Source organism: Paenibacillus sp. RC73 (assembly GCF_044908085.1).
GTDB classification, from domain to species: Bacteria; Bacillota; Bacilli; order Paenibacillales; family Paenibacillaceae; genus Paenibacillus; species Paenibacillus terrae_A.
In genome coordinates, this window is record NZ_JBIYCV010000016.1 from 55,619 (window position 1) to 79,286 (window position 23,668).

Annotated in this window: 17 protein-coding genes; all 17 read left to right on the plus strand. The window is 38.3% G+C overall.

Annotated features, from left to right (window positions below; genetic code table 11):
• Positions 1 to 68 precede the first annotated feature (68 nt).
• The 17 genes from ABH897_RS25235 to bluB all read left to right on the plus strand — a co-directional run bounded on the left by ABH897_RS25235 (position 69) and on the right by bluB (position 23,550).
• The gene (locus ABH897_RS25235; RefSeq protein ID WP_043922646.1) at positions 69 to 950 is read left to right on the plus strand and encodes a diacylglycerol kinase; all 882 of its coding nucleotides are present in this window, start codon (positions 69 to 71) and stop codon (positions 948 to 950) included.
• A 241-nt stretch (positions 951 to 1,191) separates the two neighbouring features.
• Entirely contained in the window at positions 1,192 to 2,862 is a 1,671-nt protein-coding gene (gene rlmD / locus ABH897_RS25240; RefSeq protein ID WP_404592859.1) for a 23S rRNA (uracil(1939)-C(5))-methyltransferase RlmD, read from the plus strand.
• A 484-nt stretch (positions 2,863 to 3,346) separates the two neighbouring features.
• Positions 3,347 to 4,072, plus strand: a complete 726-nt coding sequence (locus ABH897_RS25245) for a hypothetical protein (protein WP_404592860.1) — start codon at positions 3,347 to 3,349, stop codon at positions 4,070 to 4,072.
• 11 nt (positions 4,073 to 4,083) lie between these two features.
• Entirely contained in the window at positions 4,084 to 4,602 is a 519-nt protein-coding gene (locus tag ABH897_RS25250) for a hypothetical protein (protein ID WP_404592861.1), read from the plus strand.
• On the plus strand, positions 4,572 to 6,491 hold the full coding sequence (locus ABH897_RS25255) for a DUF2326 domain-containing protein (RefSeq protein ID WP_404592862.1): 1,920 nt from the start codon (positions 4,572 to 4,574) through the stop codon (positions 6,489 to 6,491). Before ABH897_RS25250 ends, ABH897_RS25255 begins: the two co-directional genes overlap by 31 nt.
• On the plus strand, positions 6,475 to 7,308 hold the full coding sequence (locus ABH897_RS25260) for a hypothetical protein (RefSeq protein ID WP_404592863.1): 834 nt from the start codon (positions 6,475 to 6,477) through the stop codon (positions 7,306 to 7,308). The genes ABH897_RS25255 and ABH897_RS25260 overlap by 17 nt, the downstream gene beginning before the upstream one ends.
• A gap of 121 nt (positions 7,309 to 7,429) precedes the next feature.
• Complete coding sequence (locus ABH897_RS25265; protein ID WP_404592864.1) at positions 7,430 to 8,578, plus strand: AAA family ATPase; 1,149 nt, start codon at positions 7,430 to 7,432, stop codon at positions 8,576 to 8,578.
• Entirely contained in the window at positions 8,562 to 9,338 is a 777-nt protein-coding gene (locus ABH897_RS25270) for a hypothetical protein (RefSeq protein ID WP_404592865.1), read from the plus strand. Before ABH897_RS25265 ends, ABH897_RS25270 begins: the two co-directional genes overlap by 17 nt.
• A 561-nt stretch (positions 9,339 to 9,899) precedes the next feature.
• Entirely contained in the window at positions 9,900 to 13,298 is a 3,399-nt protein-coding gene (locus ABH897_RS25275) for an RNA dependent RNA polymerase (protein ID WP_404592866.1), read from the plus strand.
• Between the two features lie 102 nt (positions 13,299 to 13,400).
• Positions 13,401 to 14,546 (plus strand): ParB/RepB/Spo0J family partition protein, encoded by a 1,146-nt coding sequence (locus ABH897_RS25280; RefSeq protein ID WP_404592867.1) that lies wholly within the window; start codon positions 13,401 to 13,403, stop codon positions 14,544 to 14,546.
• Between the two features lie 296 nt (positions 14,547 to 14,842).
• Entirely contained in the window at positions 14,843 to 16,855 is a 2,013-nt protein-coding gene (locus ABH897_RS25285) for a hypothetical protein (RefSeq protein ID WP_404592868.1), read from the plus strand.
• An 868-nt stretch (positions 16,856 to 17,723) separates the two neighbouring features.
• Positions 17,724 to 18,992, plus strand: coding sequence for a site-specific DNA-methyltransferase (locus tag ABH897_RS25290; RefSeq protein WP_404592869.1), 1,269 nt, complete (start codon positions 17,724 to 17,726; stop codon positions 18,990 to 18,992).
• 19 nt (positions 18,993 to 19,011) lie between these two features.
• Complete coding sequence (locus tag ABH897_RS25295) at positions 19,012 to 19,173, plus strand: hypothetical protein (RefSeq protein ID WP_404581478.1); 162 nt, start codon at positions 19,012 to 19,014, stop codon at positions 19,171 to 19,173.
• Positions 19,174 to 19,236: 63 nt separating this feature from the next.
• A complete protein-coding gene (locus ABH897_RS25300) occupies positions 19,237 to 19,980 on the plus strand; it encodes a transposase (protein WP_404592870.1) in 744 nt (247 codons plus the stop codon).
• Between the two features lie 158 nt (positions 19,981 to 20,138).
• Positions 20,139 to 20,984, plus strand: a complete 846-nt coding sequence (locus ABH897_RS25305; RefSeq protein ID WP_404521826.1) for a tyrosine-type recombinase/integrase — start codon at positions 20,139 to 20,141, stop codon at positions 20,982 to 20,984.
• Between the two features lie 177 nt (positions 20,985 to 21,161).
• Positions 21,162 to 22,712: a phage terminase large subunit gene (gene terL, locus ABH897_RS25310; RefSeq protein ID WP_404592871.1), complete on the plus strand. Its 1,551-nt coding sequence runs from the start codon at positions 21,162 to 21,164 to the stop codon at positions 22,710 to 22,712.
• 202 nt (positions 22,713 to 22,914) lie between these two features.
• Entirely contained in the window at positions 22,915 to 23,550 is a 636-nt protein-coding gene (gene bluB, locus ABH897_RS25315) for a 5,6-dimethylbenzimidazole synthase (RefSeq protein ID WP_404592872.1), read from the plus strand.
• The last annotated feature ends 118 nt before the right edge of the window (positions 23,551 to 23,668 follow it).

Genomic DNA, 23,668 nt, shown 5'->3' on the forward strand with positions numbered 1-23,668 from the left:
ATAGAGTGAATGTGATGAATGAGAATATAAACATAAATATCATTAAATATACGGGTGGCGTAACGGGAATGAAAAGTGCTAGATTAATCTATAATCCGACCTCCGGACGCGAGGAAATGAAGCGTCGCCTTGCGGACATTTTGCAGCGTCTGGATGAAGGTGGTATTGAAGCCTCTTGCCATGCAACTACGGGAGAAGGGGATGCAACTCGTGAGACGATGGATGCCATTGAGCGCGGGTATGATATGATCATCGCCGCAGGTGGGGATGGTACATTGTACGAAGTTATTAACGGAATGGCTGAAAGGGAAAACCGTCCGCCCTTGGGCGTGTTCCCGTTAGGTACGACGAATGATTTTGCCAGGGCCTTGGGCATTCCCAAGCAATGGGAGGACTATTGCGATCTGGTCATTCGTCAAAATGCGAAGCCGCTGGATATCGGAAAAGCTAATGACCGCTATTTTATTAACATCGCGGGTGGCGGTACTTTGACCGAGCTTACGTATGAAGTTCCCAGTAAGCTGAAAACGATGATTGGACAGTTGGCTTATTATTTTAAGGGTGTGGAGAAAATGGTCAGCCTTGCCCCGCAAGAACTGATTATCAAGGCATCGGGTCAGGAAGTGATACACGACGAGTTCATGCTTTTCCTGATTGCTAATACGAACTCGGTGGGCGGATTTGAAAAGCTGGCGCCCGGTGCGACCATTGATGATGGGCTGCTCGACGTGATCGCTGTGCGCAAATGTAATCTGGCGGAAATGATTCGGTTGGTGACACTCGCGCTGCGTGGTGAGCACTTGCAGGACAAGAAAATCGTTTATTTTAAAACGGATTACATGGAAGTTACCTCGCCCGGCTATGTCCAGCTTAATCTGGATGGCGAACTGGGTGGTACCCTGCCAGCGACTTTCCGTAATTTGCCGCAGCATTTGAATGTTTTTCGGTAAAATGACGATGAGTGTTCTCACTTCTCATTGCAGTACAGTATATGGAATGTAGAGTTGGAAGTTATTTTTCGCTGTGACGATATCGGTTCTTGCCGTTCTCCGTGGGGAGTAACGGCATTTTCGAGTTCACGGTACTGGCGTTAATGAGTGGAGCGATGGCCGCGTGATTATATATGAGGCTGTATGCCGATCATGAGCATAAACAGGTTTAAAAGATTATCAGAAAGAAGTGACATCTATAATGACGAGTAACCGTAGCGGACGTGGAAAAAGCCGCCGGAATGAAGCAGCTCCCAATCAAGGGAAGCCGCAGAAAAAGACCATGTCGATGAACAGTGAAAGAGGACAGGGACAAGGACAGCTTCGAGCTGGAACAGGAAATGGAAGTGAGCAGGAAAGGGAACGGAAGACATTGGAAAAAGGGCGTGGATCGCATCGCGCTTCCCGTGGTGGACGAAGTCAGGATGCATCCAATCGTAACCGAGTTAGTGCAGAGCGTACCGATCTGCCAGTGCAAAAAAACGATGAAGCCGTGATGGACATCATCGGCATGAACCATGACGGCGAAGGTGTGGGACGCGTTGAGGGTTTTACGCTGTTCGTTCCAGGCGCGTTGCCGGGTGAAAAGGTGCGGATAAAGGTGCTGAAAACGAAAAAGCAGTATGGCTATGCCAAGCTGCTGGATATCGTGCAGGCAAGCCCTGACCGGATTGCAGCTCCCTGCGCCATCTACGATCAGTGCGGCGGCTGTCAGATCCAGCATATGAGCTACGAAGCGCAGCTAGGCTGGAAACGCCAGCATGTCGTGGACGTGCTGGAGCGTATCGGGAAGCTGAATGTGGAGGGAAATGAAGGTTCCATTGCAGGTGAGCAAGCTGCTGTAAAGGTACTTCCTGCGCTGGGCATGAGCGAGCCGTGGAGATACCGCAACAAAGCCCAAGTGCCGATCGGCGTCACCGAAGGCGGACTTGTCGGCGGCTTCTACGCACGTGGCAGTCATCGTATAGTGGATATGGACACCTGTCTCATTCAGGACGAGCGTAACGACGAGGTCGTTGCACATGTTAAAGAGATTGGGCGGACGCTGGGCATCAGCGCATATAATGAAGAAACCGGACGCGGACTACTGCGCCATGTCGTCGTCAAGACTGCTTTTCGTACAGGTGAAATGATGCTGGTCCTCGTCACGAATGGACGAGATATCCCGCACGCAGATGCCTGGATCGGAAGTATTCGTGAGCATATCCCACACGTGGCAAGCATTTGCCAGAACGTGAATACCAAGCGAACGAACGTTATTTTTGGCGACGAAACCCGTGTACTATGGGGCCGTGACGTGATCTATGATTACATCGGAAACGTCCAATTTGCTATTTCCGCGAGGTCCTTTTATCAGGTGAACCCCGTTCAAACCGAAGTGCTGTATAGCAAAACCGTCGAATATGCCGGACTCACGGGTAAAGAAACGGTGATCGACGCATACTGCGGTATCGGCACCATTTCCTTGTTCCTCGCTCAACATGCGGATCAGGTATACGGAGTGGAGATCGTCAAAGAAGCTATTGAGGATGCACGGAGTAATGCGCTGTTGAACAATATGCGCAATGTGAAGTTTGAGGTAGGCGCGTCCGAAGACGTCATCCCCGCATGGAAAGAGCAAGGCATCACAGCCGACGTCATCGTCGTCGATCCACCCCGCAAGGGCTGCGATCCTCGCCTGCTCGAAACCATTCTGGAGATGAAGCCAGAGCGCGTGGTCTATGTATCCTGCAATCCGAGCACGCTGGCACGGGATTTAAGGATACTGGAGGATGGAGGGTATAGAACGGTGGAGGTTCAGCCCGTAGACATGTTCCCGCATACGGTGCATGTGGAGTGCGTGGTAGTAATATATCGAGATGAGAAGCATTGATGCACGAGGGATAGAGGGGAATTTGAATATGTTCCTGCATTCCAAAAAAACGTTTTAGGATTGAGTGCGGGAATATATATTATTTACATTCACAAGGTACGTGAAGTGGAAGCTTGTAATGGATATGTTGGGGAGAATTTGGTTAAGCAACCAGTAGGTGTGTAAAACATTGCTACTAAGTCGCCTAACCATAGTATTACTCTAGATATAATGGAAATCTAGGCCCTTGGTATTACTCAAGGGTCTTTTTTGTTCCATATATCCCCATGAATATGCTATAGTGTAAGAAATAAAGAAGATTTATGCAGGATTTAGTAGGGGAATGGACTAATGTGTTTCCTTGGTCGTGAGTATATAGTCCTTTTGTATAAGTTGAGTATTCAATGAGTTGAAAGTGAGTAGCTAGAACGTAATGCCTGTTTATGGGCCTTTGTATTTAGAAGAAGCCTAATAGTTAAGGGATTTTTTGCAGGGGGGATTATAGTTGATTCATCCAACGGAGCCGGAAATTCAAAATATGATAGAAACTATAGTTAGTGTAAGACCAACACATGCTCAGCTTAAAGGTTTAGTACGAAACATTATCAAAGAATCTCCCGCTAATTTGTTGCCACAAAATTGCACTGTTCCAGTAGCAGTGGATATTATAGTTGAACGTGCAGTTCAATTAGGCGTGCATGAACAACTAATGGATACCATCTCAAATGCTAGCAATATCACAAGCGAATTTTTATATACTAGTACATCGTTGGATATTCATATAGCCAATCAGTTTGGACAAACTTTTGTGGAACTATTAACATGTCTTCAGGAGATGTCAGAAGAAGAATTTCAAAGATATACGGCAGAAATTGATAAAGCAGATATTACAAATTTCGAGGAAAAATTAAAGCAAAAGGCTGGATTCTCTGAAGACATGCAGCAGATCGCGAAAATCAGTAAAATCGACATCTCTGTTTTGCAAAGAACTGCAAAAAAGTTAGGATTTTTAAAATATAATCAACTAAAAAAAAGGGTTGTCAAAGTGTATTTAAGAGTTAAAGATAAATATCCTCCAACGAAGTTTTCGGCAGACTATAGGTTTCAACGACTATTAGATGAAATGTTCGAATGTCTACCAGATGCTTATAAAAACATGATAAATATTGATGATCAGATAACAGGGATCATATTTGACACTACCTATGACTGTTTAATATTTAATGAATAGGATTGAAGGATATGCTAATAAGAGACCTAGACACAGAATTAGAATGGTATGAAGTTGATGAGAGTGGTGAATTAAATGCATTATATTTATTCGTACTGCTCACTTATCTTAAAAAATGTTCACTAAATCAGTTAGCCGTAGCATTTTACTTATTTAGGTTTGTTAACATACTTTATAAGCTGTTAAATGCAAAAGATGCTGAATTATTTATTAAAGAAATTCCTGACTGGGAAAAAGGGAATTTAGACAGCGTATTAGCTCCCTATATTATTGGAAAATTTGATCATAGATTTTTAAGCGGTTTACGAGAAATTATTTCGAAGAATATAGCTGTTCTTGAGGGGGATACGGTCATCCTGCAAAAGAAGAAATTTTCTGTATTATTGAATGAAAAATATCATAGATTATTTCATAAGGCGAATTTCTCATGTAAGTTAGTGAGAAGAATACAGTATGAAAATTTATTGAATAAAATTAATAAAATAGTAGGAGAAAACCAATGGCAAACTCACTATATATCCACCGAGTAACAGTAAACCCACCTATAGGAAAAGCGGACGTAATTTTAAGACCGGGATTAAATGTTGTTCGGGCGGTACTGGTTGATAAAGAGGCATTGGATAACAATCAAATCGGATCTAGAAATAGTGTAGGAAAAAGTACCTTTATACATCTCATTGATTATGGACTAGGCAAAGATAATTTTTTAAATAGTAATAAGGAAACAGGACGTAACAAGCTAAATCGACACGAGTTATTAATGGAGTATAAAGTTGGAGATCAAGAATATACCGTTCAAAGGAAATTAATAGATGGTGAAAATTGTTCTCTCTATGAAGGGTACGTTATCGATTTAATATTAAATGGGAAAAGTCCAATTAGTAAGACTTTATCTCTATCCGGGTATAAGGACTTTTTGGAAAATTCCTTATATGGGGGATCAAATATTATCAACCAAAAGCGTTATGTTTCATTAAGAGATGTAATGCATCTACTCATAAGGGAGCAAGTAGGTGGATTTGACTCTATTGATAGTGCAATGGAGTATAACGAAAGTTCAGAAGTAAAGCGCAAAAGAATCGAATTTTTGGCAGGCTTGATCACTCCTGAGAAACTCATTAAAGAAAAAGAAAAAAGCGATTCTGCTAAATTAGTGAAGAATGCTAAAAGATCATTAGATGTTATTAAGAAATATGTAAAAGAAAAAGTAACGAAAACAGAAGTGCAAATCAAAAAACTGATAAGAGACACAGAGAAGGAGGTTAAAGAATATTCTCAAGAAATAATGAATTTGAAAAAACAACTAATTGAATTGCAAATTACAAGTGATCAGCGTCTTGAAATAAAAAATAATTTACTGAACAAAAAAGCTTTTCTCCAAAAGGAAATGCAAATGTTATCTTCGAGATTAAATAGCTATCAAGCTACGTTTAACGAAATAACAACTGAATCTGAGACTTTGAACGTTGCACAAGATGCTAGAAATGTTTTTGGTTCAATTAAATATGAACAATGTCCAGTTTGTTTTGTTCCCATTACTGATGACCCGGATTTCGTATGCCCAAGAAAGGATCATGACAAGCAATCTGACGATAAGGCTATTCATACTATTCAGACTATATTACACAATGAAAAGAAAGATTTAATTCAAGCTATTGACACTTTAAAGAGAAGATTATTTGAAATTGGAATAGAAATAGATAATTTGAATTCTCAAATAGATGTTGTCAACGAAGATATTATGAAAGATACAGAGAAACTTTTGGAAAATATTGATGTGGAGGAGAAAAAGCTAAGTGAATCACAAGAAAACTTAAATTTATGGACTCAATCATTGAGATATTTACAGGATCAGGCACGCTATAAAAAAATTCATACGGATGAGAAAACGAAGTTAACAGGAATCGAAAATGATCTTAAAGAGATAAATGAAAGTATAAAAGAACAGCAAGATAACTTAAAAATACTATATGATGAAGTTGTAATGTATTTATATGATAACACTCGCTCAGGAGTACTAGATATTAGTGAAAACTCTGGTAAATTCATAGCCGATATAAGATTTATAATCGATACCTTGGAATCAGATGATGGAGCAGCAGCAAAAACACTTAGGGTGGTAGCTTTTGACCTAGCATTACTTAAACTAGCTTTAAATTCTGACACCAATCATCCAAAGTTATTGATACATGATTCTCCTAATGCTAGAGAAATTGATCCTATAGTTTATGGACGTATTTTTAGTTTTGTTAAAGATGAACTCGAAGAACAAAGATTTGAAGATATTGGGGAAATTGATTTTCAATATATCATAACAACAATTTCAGTTCCTAAATTTCTTGAAGACGATACAATGTATACAAGACTTACACTTAGTAACGATGGGGATGGAGGGAAGTTGTTTGAATTCACATTTTGATGGAAACCCAGGTAATCAACAGAGACTAATTGATTATATTAAAAAATCATATAACTATGACGAAATCTTTGCACTAGGAAGATTATTAGGTATAGATAAAGATGACTATGTCAGTCGTACTATGAATAAACCGCAATTATGTGAAGCTATCGTAGAAATAATATCCCAAAGATCTTTATTTGACAGGTTTTTTATTTTGCTTCAATCGGAAAAGTATCTTCGTGAACGTATTTGGGAAGATTTCAATGACATTGTAATAAAAGTTCCAGTTCCTAAACAGCAACTTGAAGGCTTGACACGTTCTTTATTTGTTAATGATGAAAAAAATCATGGCTATTCAGACTTTAGTGAATGGATTAAACAGGCTAAGTCCAAGATGGTTCTTGTTCTTGGAAAAGATAATACTGAGGAATCATGGACAAAATTAGAAATGTTTTGTAATTATTTAAAGGATTTCGGCTATAGTCCAATTTTAATTAAGGGACAAGAAGAAGTAGATATTCTATTTAATGAAGAAAAGATGTTAGCTTATGCAGCGATTGCGAGATTTATTCTTATAGAGAAGTCAGAACCAGCAGGACAAATAGACGAAGCACATATTTGTGCAATAAATCGTTTTGTTACGATCTGGATGTCAGAAGAAGGGAAAGGTGATACATGGATGCAAGCTGATTATGATTTCAGTTTTAGTCATGTAAGTGTGCTGCAGTACAACAATGATACAATTAAAAGTACCTTGAAAGAGGGAATAGAATGGGCAGAGGAGTATTTGCAAAAAAAAGCACAATACTTAAACCAATTTTATCCTTTTAGATAATTGATGTGGAATTTGTTTCAATTTAGAGTTAGGCTTTTATAAATATTTCAAGATAAATAATTATATGATAAGTAAAAGGATAACGATTTAAAAGAGTAAATTGAATTACTGAGGTGATACTTTGAGCAAAATAATTTTAAAAAAATTAAGAATCAACAAAAAAATATCAATTGAATTTAATGAAAAACTAAATTTTGTTGTAGGAAATAATGGGTCAGGTAAAACAACATTATTTCATTTGATTCAGTATATATTAGGCTTACGAATAAATTCAAATAGATTAACATACTTAAATTCAATTTATGATCCTTACCTAATATGCGAATTTAATAATAAAATCGTAAAAATAACCAGGAAATTAGATTCTAGTATAATTGTTTTTGAAGGTGATATAGCGAAAGAAGTTAGAGCTAATTCATTAGAGTTGAATGAATTATACTCGGAATTGTTAGGTATAAAATCCTTGCCTGATTACAATGATAGATCTGCTCTTGAGATACTAGGTTTTTCTTTTTACTCAGACTTTGAATTCAAAAAAAATAACACCGAAAGACATGAAATTTATAATAAAATTTTAGGATATAATCCAGATTATCTTAATGCTATAAAGAATGATATTAAAAATTTTGAAAGTCAAATTAGTTTAGAAAATCAGAGTATAAAACTAGTGGAGCAATATAAGAAAGAAGTAGAACGTTCTCTTGAAGGTCTCATAAAAGTCGAATCCATTGAACCAATTAATAAATTATTAAATTCGGAATTTTTTAAAATTAGGGAGCAACTCCTTAAGAACTATGAACTTTTACAGCATGCACAGAATGTATATAAAAAAGAAAAGATTATGAGCGAAGAATTTATTGAAGAAAAATTATCAGTCCTAGAACCATTTTTTTATCAAACAATTAAACATATGAATTTTCTAAATGATCATTTGCTGAATCTCCCCTTAAGAGAAATAATGAGGCAAAAAAATTTCAATACTATGTCCTTTGGTGAAAAAAATTTAGTGATGTTTGTCCTACGATTAACATTTTGTCGTGATATGAAAGATATATCTAATGGTTTAGGTTTGTTAGTCACAGACGATATGTTTTCTATTAATGACTCTAACTCAATAAAAGAAATAAATGAGAAAATATATAATGTTTCAATTGCAGAAGAAATTCAGTATATAGGATTCTCCTCTGATGCTAATAATATACCAAAAGAGTACATTATATTTGATATATCTCCTTGGCAAGGAGGAGGCTTATTTGAAAGACAAAGGTAAACTAGCTATTATAATACCTATTATAAGCGCGATTATCTCATTTTTTGTGCTTTTATTTGGTAATAATATCTACGATAGGATATTTAAAAATGAAACTGATATTATATTTCAAACAAGTAAAACTAATCAGTTCATACCGGATGATCTTTTAAGTGTAACGAATAAATATTTGACGAATAAGTTGAATAAACCGATTGCCGACTCATTAAGGATAATTACAATAAAAAATTTAGGGAGTCCTTCAAAAAAACTTCGGATTCAAATTAATTTAGATGGGGCTATTTATGATTATAAAGTTGAAAGTACTGAAATGATTACTAACAACAGTATTAAAAATAGTTCGTCAATCATCCTAAATATGGAAAGATTGTCTCAGAATGCAACAATCGATTTAAAAGTCTGGTTTAGGGATGATAGCAAAAATTTTTCTGCTTCATATACGGATGATATCTCAAGTAAAGAAATTAATAAAGAAACAAATTATTCGTATAGAAACATGATATTTTTAACTATAGTAGCGGTAATTTTTCTTGAATCGCTGTTGTTTATTTTAAATTCAATTAAACGTGCAAAATCTGAAAGAGAAGAGAAAGATAAAAAAGCTTTATTGGAAAGATTTTTAAAAGAAATAGGAGAGAGCTTTATGGAAGATGAAACTCCTGAGTTAGCAGACACAGAAATAGAAGTTCAGAGTTCATCTGAAAAAGATAAGGTTAAGGAAAGGCTTCGTGATTTAGTTAAAAGAAATGTTCAAAAATAATAATAAACTTTCAAGTAATGAGTAAACTATTGCATTATTTCGTGATAAATGAGTGTTCCAATGTAAAAGTATAAACCTAATTTTCTTCAGAGATTCTTAACGTACGAAACTCCATCTCTCCATTGGCAGTGATGGAGTCAGGGGCTTCACCTCCTATGAGCTACATATGTAAATGAATGAATTGACAGAAATGTCATCGTAATTATTACCTAAATCAGTATTTTAAATGGGAATATTTATATTATATAACTGAAGATGCTCAGCAACATTTGCTGGGCCTTTTCTTCGTGCTCTTCACGTTTTTATCGGATGAAAAGCATATAATGCCAGATTGGTTTCAGAAGCGTAATGTAAAAACTTTATCACTTTACGATTACTCATGCAACTTTCATCTTAAATAAACAATTATTCAAATCTAACTCTTGCAATACGAACGTACATTCGATATAATTAATACGAACATTTATTCCTATCCATTGCACAGAGACAAGACCTATTAGGATGGAACGGAACGTTCACAATTATAAAATTCACCCAAACCACTAAACAGGAGGCTAAAACTTGTCCACTAATCCAACACGCAATCAATACCAAATTAAACTGTTCCATTTTAACGAGATCACTCATGTAGACGATCAAATTTGTGCGCCACAATCCAGCACTCGTACCATCACTGTATCGAACAGCATCTACCTTGATCAACTCAAGAGAGTTGTAGCAGAACGTGATCTTTCCACCGATGTTACCGACGTAATCTTCATGCTCAAAGCAGACCAAATTGACGAAGATGATCCATCACAACTTGCCTTGTTTGAACGGATATTACGAGAGGGTATCTACTATAATGGAAGGAAATATGTCCGTTCGATTAAGTCACCTGCCATGGGACGTACACAGAGGACAGAATTTATCCAAGAAAAATATGTTGCTGATCTGTATCGACGCATTACACTCGGTAAAATGCCACCACTCACTAATACCCATAAGTGGGAAGCAGCACTTGGTGTGAGTCGTTCAGCGGCACAACCAGTTCCGTATATCCCTCGTATTGTCGTCATACCAGATTATGAAAAGGATACGATCATCGAAGATGTATGGAAAGTGGAAAAGTGTGTTGAGGATTCGGAGCAGCAGAAGTTGATATTCGAGGAAAAGACGCAGCAACGTGAATATTTCGAAGCGAAGAAAGAATTGAAGCCATCCAAGGGAAAATTACATAAGTTAGAACGTATACCGAATAAAACGATCTCGTGGAATGGCCGTACAAAGTCTGTTCCTGATCAATCAGAGTATAAAACATTTAATGGGTGGGATAAAAAGAATCGTCGTGTGAAGCTAGAAGCAATTTCTTTTCCTGCTCGTTCAGTTATGTATGATGACGAACTATACCCTTGTTATTCCATCGAGCAAACGGAAGAAATCCCAATCATAGCAATCAATGAAGAGTCCATCGGATTCAAGCGAGTAGAGTATCCACAGTATGAAAATAAGAATGTTCAGTTTTTTGATGGTCAAGGTTTAATGAGCTTCCAGTTTGCCGAGCGTATTGGACAGCATCTTAACCTATCCTATTCACCTAATGCAGTTCAGGGAAGACTACCATATATCAAAGGTAACTTTATCCGATTCGATTTGATGAAATGGTTCAAGGAACATAACGTGACAGAAATAAAAGATGTTTTCGGTGAATCACAGCCCATCATCGACAAACAGGGTCGCCCTATTGATATCATTCTTACCAAATCCTGCTTCAAAGCATGGCATCAATACAATGAAAAAGAAGTAAAGCCTAAGTGTTTGTTTGAAAATATAACGGAATACGAAGCATTACTGAAAGTACATAATCATAACAATTTCTGGATCGCCAATTATGCGAAGCCAGCATACCAGATGAACGCCTACACACCACTGACATATCAATATATTCATGCGTTGAATCTTACACTGAACGACTTATATCAATTAGCTACGCCTCTAATGGATGTCATCAAACGTGTACTACATGGACAAAAAAATGAAGTCCATGGAAATTGGCTTCGAGATATTGCGTACACGAAAGCGTTCCTACATATGCTAGTCCAAGAAGACGATGAACCGAAAGATGTAGATGAAGAACCCGACGAACAGGAAGATGAAATAGAACGGGGCCAGAAGAAAGAGTTTATCAATGAAATTATCCAAGCTATAGATTTGAATGAACTAATGCTGTATGACGGTAATGTCCGCAAATTTATCGTGAAGCAAGCCATGCTGAAAGTACAGGATATGTTGAAAGGTCGCATCCCGATTTGTGGCAACTACTTTTATCTAACCAATGATCCGATTGCGTTTATGGAGCATGCCAGCGGAAAACCAGTTATAGGCGTACTGAAGAAGAACCAGGCTTTTATGAATCGGAAACGTGGAATGCATGCGCTATTCCGTTCACCGTTAACGATATTTAATGAAGTCGGTAAGCTAGATTTTGTACAAGTACATAACCGATATATGCGTCATTTGGACAACGTGATTGTGCTGAACTGTTGTGATTTAACACTCGCAAGACTTGGACTCGGTGACGTGGACGGGGATACGGCTCTCTGTACCAACGATCCAACTATACTCTCAGCAGTGATCGATGCTCCTACGATTATCAATGAGGATGATAAAAAAGTAGCTGCTCCTGTATCGAATAATATGGATAGCATCGTCAAGATGGAACTGAAAAGCCTGCATAACCTGACGGGTAGATGTACGAATGTGAATACGTATTTTCAGAATTTGGCTTTGGAGGAAGGTAGCCTTCAAGGACGCGTTTTGGAAAACTCAGTCTTAAAATTTCTCCAAGGTCAAATCATTGATGCGACCAAAAATGGACTGGAAGTAGAGATTCCATATGTGCTGGATCGTCTGGCTATCCAGATGCCATATTTCTTTCGTTTTGTGAATGGTGGCAAAGCCGAGGATTATCAGTACTCGACGAAATCACCGTTTAACCAATTTTGTGTCAAGGCAGAAAAGTACATAGATGACAAGTTCCAGATGAAAGATGGGAAACTGGATCAGTCTATTTTGGGCATCGAAAGCACGAGACAATTGTTACAGGATATGAGCAAGGTTAGTCAGCGCAAGTTTCTGGATTATCTAACCCGTATTGAACCGCTGTATACAGAATACAACGAGCAGAAAAAAACAATTAATCATCGACGTATGCAATTTAATGAGCTGAAAAAATGGCAACGAGATAATGATACCCGAAAAGCGATCAGTGCGGAATACGCTAGGTTACGAGAGGAATACAAAACTCGGTGTGAAGAGATCTGTCCTTATCCTTCGATACTTGCTAGTGTTGCTGTCGAGATCGCATATCAAAACTACAGAACGTACTCCTTTGCATGGCTGTTTGTAGATGGGCTACTGGAAAATCTAAAGCAGCATGAAAATGTTTTGAAGAGGGAAGTACGAAAGGTGAACAGGCTCACGAATTGTAATGTAGAAGGTAAGGAGCTTACCGTTCAAGTTGGCATCGCTACAGTAGATGATCTGGAGTTTCCATTCCATGTGCCGGACGGTGTTTATTCGTTATTTGAGATCATGGGACAGTTCTTCATATGGTATGAAGCTGAACGGGAAACCGTAGTACAAACTAGTAATACGCCTTCTATGCTGGATGGGGAAAGTACAAGACGAACATTGAGGAATTATTCGCTCGGCTTCAGCACATTGAAAAAGTCTCAGGAAGAATCGCAGTTGATAGCTGACCAGGTTTTGGGCAAGAAACTACAGATTCAGGTGGTCGAGCATAACTATGTTCATATTGTAGATGAGCAGGGGGAATTAAAATGTATAATTCCAAGAGATCAGGTCATTCACCGAGATGAGGGGTTATCCTTACTGGATTTTGATGGTACAGAAATTGAATTTTTATCTATCGAGAAAGTCACGAAATCGAGCTTTAAGGCGATAGTCCATATCGACTAACGTGAATCATTTGTCTGTCATGATAGGCGCCTGTTAACACGGGCGCTTGGGTGACAACCAGAACGTTATATACGAATCCAAACATAAGGGAGATATTATCAATTGAACACCACATTAAAATTAAGCCAGATTGTTACCAACTCGAATCAGCCACGCAAGCATTTTGATGAAGAGTCTTTGCAGGAACTTGCAGCATCCATTGTAAGCGATGGATTACAGGAAGCTATATTGGTCAGACCACAGGGAAATCAATATGAAATTGTTCAAGGGGAGCGCAGATTTCGAGCAAGCCAAATGGCTGGTCTGGATACGATTGCAGTGAAAGTAAAGAAATTGAGCGATGAAGAAGCTTTTCATTTATCTGTCATTGAAAATATTCAACGGGAGCAAATGACTCCTATTGAAGAAGCTCATGCATTTTATGAGTATGTACAAAGAGGATACACGCACGACCAAATTGCAAAAAAAGTGAGTAAAAACAGAGCCTTCGTTACAAGCCGTTTAAGATTATTGAAACTATTACCTTTTATTCATGACTGGATTGCAGAAGGATATATTTCAGATGGTCATGCCAAGCAACTGTTGAAAATGGAATCGTTTTTGAATAGATTGCTAAATAATAAACCGACATTAAAATTCATTCATGAAGACGGTTCACAGAGAGAAGAAAGTCATTTTGAAAACTATCAATGGAAATTTCATAGTTCGTTTTGGGAGAAACATGACATAAAAAAAGAAAAGCTAACCGTAAATGAAGTCAAGAGCTGGGTGGATGATTGGCATTACGGTTTAATTATCTCGCCTATTTTGAATTATAAGGGACTTGGCTCTGTGGTTGTTTCTAAAAATCGAGGATTCGCTTTAACCGCTCAAATGGATTGTATTGTCAATCATCTTCATATCTCCAACATTACAGAAGAAGATATTGATTTTGCAGTTGTTTATGATTTGGAAAAAAATAAAGATCATTTTGATTCCGAATTCAGACCGTGGATGGTTGAAAAATTTTGGGATGAGATGCGAAATGAACTTTTTTACTCTGAGATCAACATCGAAGAGAAATGGAATTTACATAGCTTTCAAGATGAATTGAAAAAATGCAAAAAGTATAGCGATTCTTTAGAGGACAAATCATTGGAAATGTTAACGGAAGAAATCAAATTTTATAAGCAACAATTAGATCATATAGCCAAAGAGAATCATGTTTCAACGGATGACATACTGGATGACTTGCTGGCCATGGAGTAAATGGTGTCACGTGACACATTATTCTGTCATGATATATAGCGCCTGTTAACACGGGCGCTTGGGTGACACCTGCTATATGGGTGCAATTCCACAATGAAGGAGTGAATCTGAGTGAGCTATTTTTATTGTTACGATGGTCAGATGATGCGGAAACTACAGGATAGGAATATTCGGTACATTACTCGTGCTTTGACGATTGATAAGCATCAAAAGTTTTGGCTGTATGCTATTAATGAAGAATTTCAACAGGCTTTAGAGGGAATTAAGAACCCGAAAATATAAGGAGTGAATCTGATTTGGCAGTGAATCAATGGAACGATCTGGAAGCTTATATTTCTCGTTCGCATATGAACAGTCTCCACGAAGAGGCGTTTATAGAAACATATCATGCATTAACAAGTTTTGTACATAAGGGATTTCAAATGAATATGGATGAATCTGAAAATGAAGAATCCTATTTGTCATGGGTAGTTAATTCTGCTCCCGGCACAGGGAAAAGTACAGCATTAAATGTTCTATGCAAGAGTCTATTACAGAAAAATGCTTCAAATCAACATGAAAAGTATCCGCTATTGCTTGTGTTTAATAATAACGACACGATGAAGAATAATGTATATAAGGATGTGTCTGAATTTGCCAAGCAACATGAAATACCAGATGCCATTGCATATGTCAATTCTGATGAGATTCATAAAGTGATAGATACCATGAGAAAGTATCAAATTTTATGCATTCCTCAGCAAAGACTTCGAGATTTGATGTTAGATGATGAGAACATGTATAACTATTTATTATATTACCCGCAGCGAGCTAAGAATACGAAAGATGATGCTCAGCTTAAAGAAGTACATAAGTGGAAACGATTGATGATCATAGACGAGATGCCTATTTACTATGACAGTTGTGTCTGGGATATTGGCAGTAAAGACAATTCATTTGACTGGTTTGAGCATTTGGCAGATCGTATTCATTTAAGTAATCGTGAATTTAAGGAAGCTAGAGATATCCTGAGTGAGTTGATCAACTTGGAATTAAAGGACAATGTAACTTCCCATTCAACATTACGATTGAATCGATTTATAGAGGGTTCAGAAAGAGAACGGTTCTTCAATACCATCCTGGCTAAATTGGCTGATGCTAAAGGTGAACTTGAGGATATGAGAAGATATACATGGTTTATGAAGATGTATGCAAAGGATCATATCGGATGTATAGAACGAACGAATAAGCAAGCTATTATTTGCTCAGAGTGGCTAGACTATAGTCGGTTACATACCCATATGTTGGTTTTGGACGGGACAGCACATATCAGCCAAAGTATATATGAACGTTCTGGATTTGAACTGATCCCCATGACAAATGTTCATCGATATGCTGAGCGGTTGAATATTCGATGGAAAAATATAAATACGTCCACAACATTATCTTACCGTGAACTAAAAGAAGTCAAGGAAGCAATAGCAGGAGATTTCTTGGAGATACAAAGTAAACTACAAGAAAAACGTCCGAGTTTCAAAATGATTGCATTACCTAAACAGGATGATATCGCATTTTATCACGCTGAGGGTGTAATTACGGACGAGCAGCTCAAGCAATTTTTCACCATCAAGCAGAAGTCAGATGATGATATGAGGAAACATCTTTTCAATGTGGTAGGTAATAATGATTTTTCTAGCTTTAAGGCGATGGCTTTGTTTGGTGTTCCCATTCGCCCACCTAGGCATTATCGGGAAATTGCGGTAGCCATGTATGGTGTAGATATGGATATATCCTTAAATGAGAATCGAAATAAAGGGAACTGGTTTACAGATGAGAGAATACAAAAACTATATATAGAAGATGTGCTGGCTAATCTTTCGCAAATTATTCATAGAACATCCCTACGCAATGTAAATTTAACCGAAGAAGTGGATATTGTGATGTACTCGAAACGGACAGAATGGTTAACGCTGATGCAAAAAGAATTTAGATTGCCGGATGAACGAGTCCATATGCATCAACTACATAATGAACTTCGATTTAAGAAAGCTTGTTCCAAGAAAATGATCGAAATGGTTAAGCTCATGGTGGGCAAAAAGAATATCAAGCTTACCGCTAAGGAAATAGGTGGAAAAGCACTATATCAGTGGTTTAGAGATAATTGGAAGGGAGATAGAAAGCAATTCATTTTGAGTGAGTTAAAGAATCATAATATATTGCTATTCGAAAGAACCTCAAAAGTTGGACGACAATATTGGTTGTTTATGCTAGTGGATCAAGATGCATTCACCGATCAGGTGGTTAGCGAGCATTATCGTAAACTATTGTAGCAGTTCCAAAGGAAGATTTTCTCCCTAATATTAAGGGAAGATTTCTTCCTCTTATAATAAATTTGCAAATAAAGTGTCCAAAATGAGCCGCAAAAGGGTGAATTGCCGAAGGCAAGAGGGGAAACGGCGGCAGGTCGATGAATACCGATTACGAAGCGTAGCGAAGTGGTTTTTATCGAGATGGTGAGAGAGTTTCCCCTTATTTGGTACAAACGTTAAGATCAAAAGAAACCGTCAACAAAAATTTGTAAACAAATTATTTCTTTCCGTAGCCATCCAACAATCGTTGGCTGTCTTCATTTTATTTTTTTGAACGTGATAGATTGACGTGACCCTACTTTTCTATATATAGGGGAAACTGGGGTCAGTCCATTGATATAGCCTAAACCTAGAAAGAATGAACTGGAGAAATGACGTTTACCTCATATTCAAGACATCTATTCATTTGTAGTCAGGCTGCTTATTTTAAAATTTTTGATTTACAGGTTGAAATTAATCTTGCTGAATGTCCGCTGATATTCTCAAAATTTTTAAACTACACGAATTGAGGACTTGAACCTACAAAGTTTGAAGTGTGTCACGTGACACAATGAGCAAATTTAAAAGTACATATCATACACGGGAACTCTGGCTATGAGCTAAGGTTCCTTTTTTATTTGGAGAGGAGAAATATGAATGCTATTAATGTTACAAGCATTAGCTATAGAAATCTGTATTTGGCTTAGCATATTCTTCACTGTAATTCTGAGTGAGAGGAGAATGAGCCGGATTGGAAATCAAATTCGTAAACGTAGAAACGTTAATTCCGTACATAAAAAACGCCAGAAACAATGAGAAAGCTGTAGACATAAAGGAGAGAGTTTAATAAATGAAATGGATGAAATTGAAGATAGGTCAACTGGTGCATGCAGAATATAATCCAAGGAAGGATTTAAAAGCGGGTGATCCAGAGTTTGAAAAGATCAGGAATAGTGTAATGGAATTCGGTTATTGTGAACCAATTATTTGTAACAGCGATTATACCATCGTGGGAGGCCACCAACGTGCTAAAGTGTTGAAGGCACTTGGTTACGATGAAGTCGATTGTGTCATGGTCGATGTGAATAAGTCGAAAGAGAAAGCCCTGAACATAGCGCTTAACAAAATTACAGGGGAATGGGACTTTGAAGCATTGGCTGCATTATTAGATGAGTTGAAAGAAGCGGAATATAATATTGAGCTAACTGGCTTTGATTGGTCTGAAGCGGAGAAGTTGCTGGATACATTACATGAAGAAAATGTGGATGATGAGGATGATTTTAATGTAGAAGAAGCATTGCCTGAACATCCGATCACTCGCAAAGGTGACATCTGGCTACTTGGGAAGCATAGGCTCATATGTGGTGACTCGACTAATTTGCAGAATATTACAACATTGATGGATGGTAAGAAGGCACAACTCATTGTGACTGATCCACCCTACAATGTGGACTATACAGGTAAGACCAAGGATGCGCTGAAAATTGAAAACGATAAGATGGATAATCACCAGTTTTATAATTTTCTATTGGCTGCTTATACTCAAATGTTTGAAGTAGCTGATGACGGAGCAAGTATTTATGTGTTCCATGCGGATAGTGAAGGATTGAATTTTAGGAAGGCTTTTATTGAAGCTGGATTCAAACTATCCCAATGTTGTATATGGGCTAAGCAAGCAATGGTAATGGGTAGACAAGATTATCACTGGATGCACGAACCCGTATTATATGGTTGGAAGCCGACAGGTGGACACTATTGGAATAGTGATCGGAAGCAAACAACCTTGTGGCAATTTGATCGTCCCTTCCGGAATGAGTTTCATCCCACGATGAAGCCAATTCCACTGATTAGCTACCCGATTAAAAACTCAAGCATACTTGGTGATATCGTATTTGATCCATTTGGTGGTTCGGGTTCAACGTTGATTGCTTGTGAGGAAACGGAACGGATTTGCTATACCAGTGAGCTTGATCCCAAATATGTGGATGTGATCGTGAAGCGGTATATTGCCCACGTTGGCAGCGATATTGGTGCATATTTGATTCGAAATGGTAAGCAGTATAGCTATCAAGAAATCGTTGCTGAGTCGGCAAGGTCAGAGGTATCATGTGCTGACTAAACCGAAAAGGGTGATTTGATTGGGCAAGGCAAAAGTGAATATGGTGATTCGATTCCTAAAAGGCATGCAAGCCGAAAAGGTAAATGTACTGGGGGCTGAGGAAGCTATGAAGGACAATGAGTTGATTCAGAAGGTGATTGAGGATATCGAATTGTTTTACGAGGCTGAATTGGAAGGGTAAGTTGATACATATGGGGAATGGCGATAGTTGGCTGTTCCCTTTTTTCGTGATGGAGGTGAGTTAATGAGCAAAAACAATGACAAGCCAAAAAGGAACAAACCAAAGATACTAACCAAATATGATCAATTTGTTGTGCCAAGACTCAGGGATATTCCCGTTTGGGTACGTGAAGGAGCAACAGATGAGGAGATTGCGAAACGACTAAATATTCATATTTGGACATTAGGTGACTACCGTAGAAAACATCCCAAATTTGCTGAAGCATTAGAACGTCCAACCAAGTGGGAAACCCATGTATATCCTAGACTAGCGGAAATTCAGCAGTGGTTCGAAGAAGGAATGAACGCGGAGGATATTATCAGGAAACTCGACATTGGTAAAACGACTTGGTACGAATATATAGATAAGCATCCGATGCTGGCTGAACTAGTCAAATGGAGCAGATCTGTCCCTATTTCACACGTGGAAAATTCACTTTTGAAAGCTGCAACTGGATATGAATATGAGGAAATTCGTACAGTAGTTGAAGAGGACAAAAATGGAAAAAAGAAGACGCGTATCGAAAAAGTGAAACGGTATCAGCCCCCGAATCCAACAGCTATGATCTTCTATTTGAAGAACCGCGCACCTAACGAGTGGAATGATCGACGTGAGCTAGTGGTCAATTCGAAGGCACTGGAACAGGAACGGAAGCAGCTATTTCTGGATATGATCGAAGCGGATGTATTGGAAGCAGAATATGAAGCTATTGAGGAATCGGTAGAGATTGAGGAAGGATATATAGAGCCGGATGATTCACAGTCATAACGTTATGCCGTCAGTATTTGTATAGATAAACGCCAGTTTCAGCCCTGAATTAGCCCCAAAAGTAGCCAGAATCAGTGCATAAGATAGGTTATGCAAACGGTGGACTTTGCCCCACATCAACGGTATGATGTGACACATAAGCGAAAGGTGGGGCGAATATGGAGTATATTCAAGGATTTGAAGCGCATTTACGGAGCAAGGATCGGAGCGAGAACACGGTTTCCTGCTATATTCGGGACGTATTACAGTTCATAGCGTGGTATCGAGGCAAGACGGAATATGGATTGGATCAGTGGATTGAATTGGATGGGGTAGAATACAAGAAATATCTGCAAAGCACCAACCAAGCAATACTGACCATCAACCGTAAGATCGCCAGTATCAACGTATTTGCACAATGGATTCATCAACAAGGGTATATTAAGGAAGAAATACATATCGAAGCGGTTAGGAACAAGGTTGTTCGGCAGTATAAGGGTCTTGAGGAAAAGGATTTGTGGAAGCTGCGGAATGAAATTCACCGTATGGGAAATCGGCTGCACATTTGTATGATCGAATTACTGATAGGAACAGGGATACGGGTAAGCGAATTGGTTGGCATCCAGTTGAAGGATATTGAGATTAGTGAACGTAAAGGTTTATTGAGGATACTTGGCAAAGGAAATGCCTATCGAACCATACCGATGAATAAGGATGTACGAAAAGCCATCACCCGATATCTCGAAGTCAGGCCACAAGTGGAATCAGAATATCTATGTATGGGGCAGCGCGGAGCCTTGGAGCGGAATGCAGTCAACTTGATCTTGAACAAATACGGGAATCGGGTCAATGTAAAGGTGACGCCACATATGCTCAGACATACGCTTGGCTATAAGCTGGTGAAGACGACTCCTTTGACGACCATCCAGCAAATCCTTGGACATGATCACGTAGCGACAACCAATATCTATACGCTGACGACACAGCAGGATATGGAACTAGCCTTGGCAAATATCGAGTGGTGAGAAGCCACTCTTTTTGTTGTAGATGGAGGGGGTCTTCTATGTAGAGAAACGGAGCCGCCAGCAAAGGGTGCAGAAATTTTTGTGATGATTTTACGCTACATATGAGAAAGGAGTTATATACCCATTGAAACGATAAAGCAAGAAGAGTAGCGACAGGCTGAACTGCTTAAGCAGTATATGGAGAAGCATTTCAAGCCGCCCAAAATGAAACAACTGATCGAAACGTTCTCTTTCTCTGAATTAAGAAAGCTTATCGGTGAGATGGACATTGAGTTTTTCGCTTTAGCCTATTTCCCTAAATATTTTGATCGAGCGTTTGGACGGTTTCACAAAGAGTTATTTTCGGAATTAAGACATATGCTTGCGAATACAGGACTGATTACAGCTTTCGGACTCCCAAGGGAGCATGGAAAGTCAACGATCAGTTCTTTTTTATTTCCGCTGTATGCCACGCTTTATGATAAATCACAGTTTACACTGATCATATCAGCCACAGAACAGATTGCATTGCCGTTCCTCGATATGATCAAAGATGAGCTAGAAACGAATCAGATGCTGATTGAGGATTTTGGTATTCGTAAAGGGAGCCGCTGGAACAACAATGAGATTTGGCTCAAGAGTAAAGGTGGACTAGATTCGTGTATCATGATTCGTGGCATAGATGGCTCACTTCGAGGTATTCACTATAAGCATCATCGTCCTACGCTGGTATTGATGGATGATTTGCTCAAGGAGGATACGGCTCGATCTGAGGCCAAACGAGAACAGATTAAAAATACATTTACGGACGTGATTCTTCCTATCGGAACAAGAGATACGAATATTCTGATCTGTGGAACCATCTTGAATGAAGAAGACATCATGGCTGATCTGCTCAAAGGTAAAGTACCAGGAGTAAGAAGTGTCCGTAAAGCAGCTGTGCTTCAATTTTCAGAGCGTGATGATCTATGGTCAGAGTGGGAGCGACAATATAATAATCTCCAAGACGAGGATAGGATGAATACGGCCTTGTCTTTTTTTATGGCTCACGAAAAAGAAATGCTAGAGGGTACGAAAATCCTGTGGAGCGAGTATTTGGACTATTATTATTTGATGTGCAAGAAGCAAGCGATGGGAGAAAAAAGCTTCTATAAAGAATTACAAAATGATCCGCGTTCAACCGACGATTACATATTTCAGAATCTCATGTATTGGGACAGGCTACCTGAGTTTGATGAAATGGAAATGGCGATGTACATTGATCCAGCCATTAAAGCCGGGAAGAAAAATGACTATTCTGCTGTCTCCATTATTGGGCAGCACAGGAAGACGAAGCAAATGTATGTCATCGACGGCGAAATCTATAAACTGTTGCCGGATGATTTGTTTCAAGTGGCTATTGAAAAATTAAAGCTTTATCCCGTAGATAAGCTTGGTTTTGAGGTTAATCAGGCACAGAGTTATATGAAGCAAAAGTTTGAAGAAGAGCTATGGAAGGCGAAGATACATACACCTGTAGAAAGTGTACATTCCAAGGGGCAGAAGCATGAACGAATTATTAGCTTGGAGCCAGAAATCAAGAAAGGTCATATTCTGTTCAATTCAGATAACCTTCGATATAATAACCAGATAAAGGATTATAATCGAAATTGTACATATGACGATGCGCCAGATAGTTTGTATGGAGCTGTTCAATTGATTCAGTCGGTCAAGAGTCTGAAATTTTATGATCGCAGTTTGTTGTTTTGAGGGTCAGGCAGTTTAGACTACAGATTGATAATGAACTGCAAGAGATAATATTGATTTCAAGCATAAATAATATTAGAGTTATATCATAAAAAACCTATTTCAATGTAAACTTGAGTCTGAAGCCCTGTCATAATCATTTGAGTACTGGCGCATTCTCAGTCTTATTTAGGCTGGGGATTTTTGTTTTAAGGGAGGGATTAAATTGTTAAATGATTTTGAAAGAGAAGGACTATTTAAGGCCATTTTTGAAAGGAGAGATATTCGATCATTTAATGGAAAACCCATATCCAAAGATAAGTTAAACAACATATTAATGGCTGGTCATCATGCACCATCCGTTGGTTTTATGCAACCTTGGGATTTTATTGTCATTGACTCTCAAGGGGTTAAAGAACGATTGGCGCATGCATGTCATAAAGAAATACAAGCGTTGTCCATACACTATGAAGATGAAAAAAAGACAAGATTTCTCTCGCTAAAATTAGAGGGGATAAGGGAGGCACCTATAACGATCTGTATTACATGTGATCCCACGAGAGGTGGCGGACATGTACTTGGGCGAAATTCTATTCCTGAAACAGATATTCTATCCGTCGCCTGTTGTATCCAAAATATGTGGTTGGCGTCTTATGCAGAAGGGATAGCTATGGGATGGGTTAGTTTTTACAAGAAAACAGACGTACGAGAAATACTAAATATTCCGCCACATATTGACCCTGTTGCTTTGATTTCATTAGGATATACGGATTTTTATCCTACAAAACCAATCCTAGAACAAGAAGATTGGGAGAGGCGTCGAAATCTGAATAATCTAATACACCATAATGCTTGGGAATAATTTAAAATACAATTGAATCTTCCCTTTAGATATGATGCTAACGGAAACGGCAGTGCAATAAGGAACTACCTTATTAAGGGTGGTTCTTTTATTGATTTTAAGCAACAATTACATAGCC

Bases quoted from the DNA above. Each gene is read 5' to 3' on its own strand.
- ABH897_RS25235 (WP_043922646.1), top strand. From the start codon at position 69: ATGAAAAGTGCTAGATTAATCTATAATCCGACCTCCGGACGCGAGGAA.
- rlmD (WP_404592859.1), top strand. From the start codon at position 1,192: ATGACGAGTAACCGTAGCGGACGTGGAAAAAGCCGCCGGAATGAAGCA.
- ABH897_RS25250 (WP_404592861.1), top strand. From the start codon at position 4,084: ATGCTAATAAGAGACCTAGACACAGAATTAGAATGGTATGAAGTTGAT.
- ABH897_RS25255 (WP_404592862.1), top strand. From the start codon at position 4,572: ATGGCAAACTCACTATATATCCACCGAGTAACAGTAAACCCACCTATA.
- ABH897_RS25290 (WP_404592869.1), top strand. From the start codon at position 17,724: ATGAAATGGATGAAATTGAAGATAGGTCAACTGGTGCATGCAGAATAT.
- ABH897_RS25300 (WP_404592870.1), top strand. From the start codon at position 19,237: ATGAGCAAAAACAATGACAAGCCAAAAAGGAACAAACCAAAGATACTA.
- ABH897_RS25305 (WP_404521826.1), top strand. From the start codon at position 20,139: ATGGAGTATATTCAAGGATTTGAAGCGCATTTACGGAGCAAGGATCGG.
- terL (WP_404592871.1), top strand. From the start codon at position 21,162: ATGGAGAAGCATTTCAAGCCGCCCAAAATGAAACAACTGATCGAAACG.